This window comes from Alcanivorax sp. (assembly GCF_051117345.1).
Taxonomy (GTDB): domain Bacteria; phylum Pseudomonadota; class Gammaproteobacteria; order Pseudomonadales; family Alcanivoracaceae; genus Alcanivorax.
Map to the genome: position 1 here is coordinate 1 of NZ_JBNPEC010000027.1, position 2375 is coordinate 2375.

The 2375-nt window shown below is 57.6% G+C and carries 1 protein-coding gene; it reads left to right on the plus strand.

Annotated elements, in window-relative coordinates; all coding sequences use genetic code 11:
• Nucleotides 1–2057: acetyl-CoA hydrolase/transferase C-terminal domain-containing protein (locus tag ACFE0K_RS01885; RefSeq protein WP_434534450.1), on the plus strand; the 2057-nt coding region annotated here is incomplete at its 5' end.
• Nucleotides 2058–2375 lie beyond the last annotated feature (318 nt).

Genomic DNA, 2375 nt, shown 5'->3' on the forward strand with positions numbered 1-2375 from the left:
GCAAGCCAAACCGTTTTGTGAATGCGCTTTATGCCCGGGTGGAAAAGGATTCCTCTCTGTCCCTGGATATCTATACGGCCCTGTCCTTGGGCAAGCCCGGTGCCGGCAGTGATCTGGAAAAACGCTTTCTCAATCCTTTCGCCGATCGCCTGTTCGGTGACTATGAAGAGCTGGCTTACCTGAAGCCCCAGAAACGCAGTGCCCTGCCGGATAACATCCGCGTCTTCGAATTCTTTGTGCAGCCGGGCAGCATGCTGGGCAGCGACAGCGCCCAGCAGCATTACATCAGCAGCAACTACACACACGTGGCCCGGGATCTCAACGCTCGCAAGGTTAATGTGGTGGCGCAGATGCTGGCGCACCGGCAGGAAGAGGGCAGTGATTGCTACAGTTTTTCCTGCAACCCGGAAGTGACTCTGGATCTGATGCCACTGCTCAAGGCGCGCCGTGATGCCGGCGAGACCATTCTCTCGGTGGGGCAGGTGCATCGGGACCTGCCCTTTATGGAAAACGATGCCCGGGTGGATGACTGGCTGGCGGAGATGGATATCCTGCTGGACGATCCCCAGGGGCATACCCAGTTGTTCAGCACCCCGAACATGCCGGTGAATATTCAGGACCACTTTGTCGGCTTGCATGCCAGCACCCTGGTGAAGGACGGCGGCACCTTGCAGATTGGTATCGGCGCCCTGGGCGATGCGCTGGTACATCATTTGCGTCTGCGTGAGCAGGATAACGCTCTCTACCAGTCCCTGCTTAATGCCTGGTCGCTACCGAAAAGCCATCAGGAACTGGCCGATGGCGAGGGGGGCACTGCTGCTTTCCGTGAGGGGCTGTATGGCTGCAGCGAGATGATGACTCATGGTCTGTTAACGTTGATTGATGATGGCATTATTCGCCGTCCGGTATACGACTGGGCACCTCTGCAGCAGATGGAAATGCACAACCCGGCCAAGCCCGGACTGGCCCTGCTGGACGCTCTGCGCGAGCAGGATGCCATTCGCCGTCGTCTCAATCATGACCACTTGCGTCAGCTGAAGCGCTTCGGAATTTTCCGTAGCGATGTTGAAAAGCACGGTGATGAACTGGTGCTGCCCAACGATATACGCGTGGCCAATGATCTTGATGATCGCGCTACAAGAGAAGCGCTCAAGGCGGTGTTCGGTGATGAACTGGCCGGTGGCGTGGTCATGCATGGAGGCTTCTTCCTGGGCCCCCGGGCGTTCTATGAGCGCCTGCGCGAGCTGGATGCGGCGAGCCGGTCAGCCATCAACATGACCCACATCAGTTTCATCAATCATCTTTACGGTGATGAAACCCTCAAGCGCCTGCAGCGCCAGGATGCCCGCTTTGTGAATACCGCTTTCACTGTGACCTTGCTGGGGGCGGCGGTGGCCGACCAGGTGGAAGATGGTCGGGTACTCAGTGGGGTAGGCGGGCAGTACAACTTTGTCAGCCAGGCCCATGAACTGGATGGGGCCCGCTCTATCCTGATGGTCCGCGCCTGGCGTGAGCGCGCCGGCGAGGCCATGAGCAATGTGGTGTTCCGCTATGGGCACAACACTATTCCCCGTCACCTGCGCGATATGGTGGTGACCGAATACGGGGTGGCGGATCTGCGTGGCAAGACCGACGAGGAAGTGGTCATGGCCATGCTCAATGTGGCCGACAGCCGCTTCCAGATCGAGCTGATGGAAGAGGCCCAGGCTTCCGGCAAACTGCGTCAGGATTATCAGATCCCCGAAGCCCATCGGCGCAACAATCCGGAGCATCTGCACGAAATCGCCGAACGGCATGGTGACAAGGCGTTCCCCACCTTCCCGTTGGGTTCGGATTTCAATGACGTGGAGCAACAACTGCTCAAGGCGTTGACCTGGCTGAAGGAAAAAGTCAGCCAGAAGGAATATCTGAAATTGGGTCGGAAGGTGTTGTTCGAGGAGGGGAGCGAAAGCGATTTCGCCGCCGAACTGAAGCGCATGTCGCTGGCCGATCCGCACGGTATTCGTGCCCATCTTTATCAGCGGTTGCTGCTCACCGCGCTGGAAGCCACTCGCTGATTCGATGACGGGGTAGGGTGTATTCGGCGCCCTGCTTAACGGATGTTATCGGTTTCAACAGGAAAAGCGGTTTTACCACAGAGAACACAGAGTGATTGAGAAAAGCTTTATCTCCGTGTTCTCTGTGGCCTCTGTGGTAAAGATGGGTTCCTGGCGGCCAGATCAGGCGCTTTTTCTTTCTTCTACCTGATAGGCTTTCTTTGAGCGTGCCTTGCCCGGGTTGCTGGACAGGGATCGCCAGAATGGAATCCGGCGGGTAACAGAGACCAGTTCGTCGACGCTGTCACCGATGACGGACAGGAGATCACCCGTATCTCT